The organism is Agrobacterium sp. (genome assembly GCF_032092815.1).
Taxonomy (GTDB): Bacteria; Pseudomonadota; Alphaproteobacteria; order Rhizobiales; family Rhizobiaceae; genus Agrobacterium.
Window position 1 is genome coordinate 11,665 of the sequence record NZ_DAMDBP010000041.1, and the last position, 4,523, is coordinate 16,187.

The following is a 4,523-nucleotide window of genomic DNA, read 5'->3' on the forward strand; positions in this document are numbered from 1 at the left end:
TGTTCATCATGCACAAGCCGGCCGAAGGGTTCCAGACCACGGAAGAACTCAATGGTGGTCAGGCGTCCAATGGCACCGGACCCTACAGGTTCGAGCGCTGGAGTTCAGGGGAGACCCTGCAACTGGCCCGTTATGACGGTTACTGGGGTGATCGTCCGGCATGGCCTTCGGTGACGTTCCGGGTGATGGAAAGTCCGGCTGCCCGTGTGGCAGCCCTGTCAACCGGGGATGTCGATGTTGCCGATGCCATTCCGGCCCGCGATGTCGGATCCCTCAAACAGCGCGGCGCCGATGTCGCCAGCATCAGTGCGGCCCGGATCAACTTCCTGCAATTCGATGTCGAGAGCCAAGACGTTTCAGGCGTCAGCGACAAATCAGGTGCGGCCATCAAAAACCCGTTCCGGGATGTGCAGGTCAGACGCGCACTTGCAATGGCGACCGACCGCGACGTGATCGTGGAAAAAATCCTGTCGGGTTATGGCACAGCCGCATCGCAAGTGTATCCGGCGGGACTTCCCGGCACGTCGGCAAATCTGAAGGCCGCAGCACCTGACTATGACGCCGCAAAAGAACTGCTGGCCAAGGCCGGTTATCCCGATGGGTTCAACGTCACGCTTGCAGGACCTGCCGGGCGTTATCCCGGCGACGGTGACAGTCTGCAGGCTGTTGCACAGAGCTGGGCACGCATTGGTGTGACGGTTCGTCCGCAGGCTTCGCCCTTCTCGGTGTTCAACACCAAACGTGCCGCTGGCGAATATGCTGCCTGGTATGGCGGCACATCAGGTGAGGCTGTCGATATCATCCTGCATGCACTGGTGGCATCACAGGACAAGGAGCACGGTACCGGTGCGCTGAACTTTGGCCACTACAGCAATCCCGAATTTGATGCGCTGCTGACCAAGGCGCAAGGCATTGAAGCCGGTGATGCCCGTAATCAGGCACTGGCAGAGGCAACCGAGCTTGCCATGCGCGACCAGCCGATCATCCCGCTCTACCATTTCCACCACATTGTCGGTTTTGGTCCGAAGGTCGGCTCCTATGTCATGCATCCGCGTGGCTGGACCACGGCAATGCAGACCAAAACCGAGACGGAGTAAGCGGATGGCCATTCTTTCCGCCATCTCGTCACGACTGGGTCAGGCGCTGCTGTTGTTGCTGGCCATGTCGCTGATTGGCTTCATCGGCATTCACAGTGTTGGCAATCCGGTGTTCAACGTCGTCAATATCGAAACAGCCACGCCTGAGGATATCAGGCGTGCCACCATCGCGCTCGGCCTCGACCTGCCAATCTGGCAGCAATACGGCCTGTTCCTCAAAAATGTGCTGAGCGGCCAGTTCGGCACATCATACATCTACCACCAGCCGGCATTCGATCTGGTGATGAGCAAACTGCCAGCCACCCTGGAACTTGCCTCTCTTGCCATGCTGGTCTCGGCAACCGCTGGTGTCGGCCTTGGGCTGATGGCCGGACGCCGCAAAGACACTGGCCTTGACCGGATCGTTCTGCGGGGCAGCGTCTTTGCTCTCAGCGTTCCGTCCTTCTGGCTGAGCATGATGCTGATCCTGACCGGGGCCATCCTGACGGGATGGTTTCCATCGGGGGGCAGGGGACCAACCACCACTGTCATGGGAGCAGAGTGGAGCCTGTTTACCGTGGATGGTCTGAGACACATGGTGCTGCCGATGCTGGCGCTTGCCATCCCCAATATCGCACTGATTGCCCGCCTAGCACGATCAGGCACAATCGAGGTGGAAAGGCAGGAGTTCACACGCTTCAGCCGTGCCCGTGGCCTGTCACCACGTCGTATCCTGTTTGCCCATACGCTGCCCAATATCAGCGTGCCGCTGGTCACGATCATCGGGCTGCAGTTCGGCGGCATGCTGGCCTTTGCCGTTGTGGTCGAAACCATCTTTGCATGGCCGGGTATCGGCAAACTGCTGATCGATTCCATCCAGCTGCTCGACCGGCCGGTGGTGATGGCAACACTGACCTTCACTGCCGTCGCCTTCGTCCTGCTCAACGCACTGGTCGATCTCTATTACGTCGTGATCGATCCACGCGTGCGAACATCATCATAAGGGAGGATGATATGAAACCGCTTCTTCTGCGGGCATTTGGCATGCGCAGCGACAAAACCGGGCAGGGACCCTTGCTGCCAACTTGGCTGCCAGCCTACCTGCATCCATCAATCGCACTGCTCGGCCTGTTTATCCTTGCAGCCATCGCCGCTCCGCTGATCTCGCCACAAAACCCTTATGACCCCTTGCAGATCTATGCGTGGGAGGCGTCTTCACCACCGGGCACGGTTGGAAGTGGCAGCTTTACCTATCTGCTGGGCACGGACGGGCTTGGCCGCGATATCTTCAGCACCATCCTCTATGGTTTGCAGATCAGCCTGATCGTGTCGTTCACCAGTGCCGCTCTTGCAGCCCTGATCGGTCTTACCGCCGGTGTGACAGCTGCCTACTTCAAGGGGTGGATCGATATCGTCATCATGCGCATCGTTGACCTGCAGCTCAGCCTGCCGACCATTCTGGTAGCACTGATTGCTATCGTGGCGCTTGGTCCGGGTGTTGACCGTATCATTCTGGCACTGGTCATTGCCCAATGGGCGGCCTATGCGCGACTGGTGCGCGGTGTGGCACTCAGCGAGACCCAAAAGCCCTATATGGACGCGGCCCGGCTGATGCGCCTGCCAACCCGTCGGGTGATCTTCCGGCATCTTTTACCCAACAGCATTGCACCGGCCATCAGCCTCATTCCCATCGAGGTTGGGCATGCCGTTGCGCTTGAAGCCACACTGTCGTTTCTGGGCCTCGGTGTACCCCTCGACAAACCGTCGCTCGGCTCGGCGGTTGCCAATGGCTTCCAGTATCTCCTGACCGGCCAGTACTGGATCAGCCTGTTTCCGGGACTTGCGCTGTTTTGCCTGATCGCCACCATCAATTTTACCGGTGAACACGTTCGTCTTCGCCTTGATCCCGGGAGCAATCTGCGATGACATCAGCCCTGTCCAATCATATGCCGTCAAAAAACGACTACACAACAAACGCGCGTGCAACAAACGCCACGCCGCTGCTCGATGTTAAAAACCTTGGGCTGCGCCATCGTTCGCCACGAGGAACCCACACCATCCTCAGCGATGTCAGCTTTACCCTTGGGCGAGGGGAGATCCTTGGCATCATCGGTGAATCAGGCGCTGGCAAGTCAACCATCGGCAATGCGGTGCTTGGGCTGATGGCACCGGGCATGCAGCATGTGTCCGGAAGCATTCTCCTTGATGGTGTCCAGATCGGCGCTCTGGACGATCCAAACGACAGCGTCAGGCGCCAAAAGATCTCCGCGGTGTTCCAGGATCATACCGCATCGCTCGATCCGCTGATGTCGGTCGGGGCTCAACTGCTGGAGACCGTCATTGCCCATAATCCTGATATGTCGGCACGCCAGGCACAGGCCCGATCACTGGCGCTTCTGGCACAGGTCGGTATTCCCGATCCCGACCAGCGTTACCAGCATTTCCCGCACCAGTTCTCGGGCGGTCAAAGGCAGCGTGCTGTGATCGCTATGGCACTGGCTGGCGCCCCTGACATCATCATCGCCGATGAACCAACATCGGCACTTGATGCCACGGTGCAAAAACATATCCTGCATCTGTTGCGCTCCATCGTCGACCGGACCGGTGTGTCGGTCATTCTCGTTACCCACGACATGGGCGTGGTCTCCGAGATCACCGACCGCGTGCTGGTCATGCGCCATGGCAGGGTCGTCGAGTTTGACGCGACACAGGACGTTCTAGACGATGCACAAGAGGACTATACCCGTGAGCTGCTGGCTGCCGTGCCTCGCCTGCGCCTGGCATCGGCGAATTCAATAGCGCTGAACGCAACGCTGGTGACATCAACACCGCCAAACCCAACACTAGCAACCACCATTCAGTCATCGGGTGATGTTCATCCCAGCGGCGTAACGAGCGACACAGCATCATCAGAGACTTCAACTGGGCTGCCCGCAGACAAAAGCGGCCCCACCAAACCAGGCCTACAGTCTGGGAGGGAAACCAGCGAGACAATCGTGGTCGCCACCGAAATCAGTCACGGTCAGACCGACATCGACGCATCAAACACTGAAAGCACTGATCCAATTGTGGTGCTCAAGGGCATCAGCAAGAGCTTTGCCCCCAGTAATGTTCTGTCCTTTGCCAGATGGGGCAAAACAACATCCCGTCGCGCCCTTGATGACATCGATCTCGTTCTGCCACGCGGAGAAATCACCGGCATCGTCGGCGAGAGCGGCAGTGGCAAGTCGACGATTGGCCGTATTCTCGCAGGGCTTGAGACGGCCTCATCCGGCACGATGATGCTCGACGGCCAAGCCTATGACGTCACCAGACCGGGCCATCGCAGCGGCCTCATCGGTCAGGTGCAGATGATTTTCCAGGACCCGGCGGTCTCGCTTAATCCACACATGCGCATTGGTGAGACATTGCGTGAAGCCATCCGTTTTGGCGCTGGTACCAGATCCA

Annotated in this window: 4 protein-coding genes; all 4 read left to right on the forward strand. The window is 58.8% G+C overall.

From position 1 onward, the window contains the following. Window positions 1-1,097 (forward strand): ABC transporter substrate-binding protein (locus RT613_RS19150; RefSeq protein WP_313617981.1); only part of this gene is annotated, 1,097 nt, incomplete at its 5' end. Between the two features lie 4 nt (window positions 1,098-1,101). Next, window positions 1,102-2,079 (forward strand): ABC transporter permease, encoded by a 978-nt coding sequence (locus tag RT613_RS19155; protein WP_313617982.1) that lies wholly within the window; start codon window positions 1,102-1,104, stop codon window positions 2,077-2,079. A gap of 41 nt (window positions 2,080-2,120) precedes the next feature. Next, the gene (locus tag RT613_RS19160) at window positions 2,121-3,002 is read left to right on the forward strand and encodes an ABC transporter permease (RefSeq protein ID WP_409558858.1); all 882 of its coding nucleotides are present in this window, start codon (window positions 2,121-2,123) and stop codon (window positions 3,000-3,002) included. Between the two features lie 20 nt (window positions 3,003-3,022). After that, window positions 3,023-4,523, forward strand: a 1,501-nt coding sequence (locus RT613_RS19165; protein WP_313618006.1) for an ATP-binding cassette domain-containing protein, incomplete at its 3' end; no start/stop codon positions are given.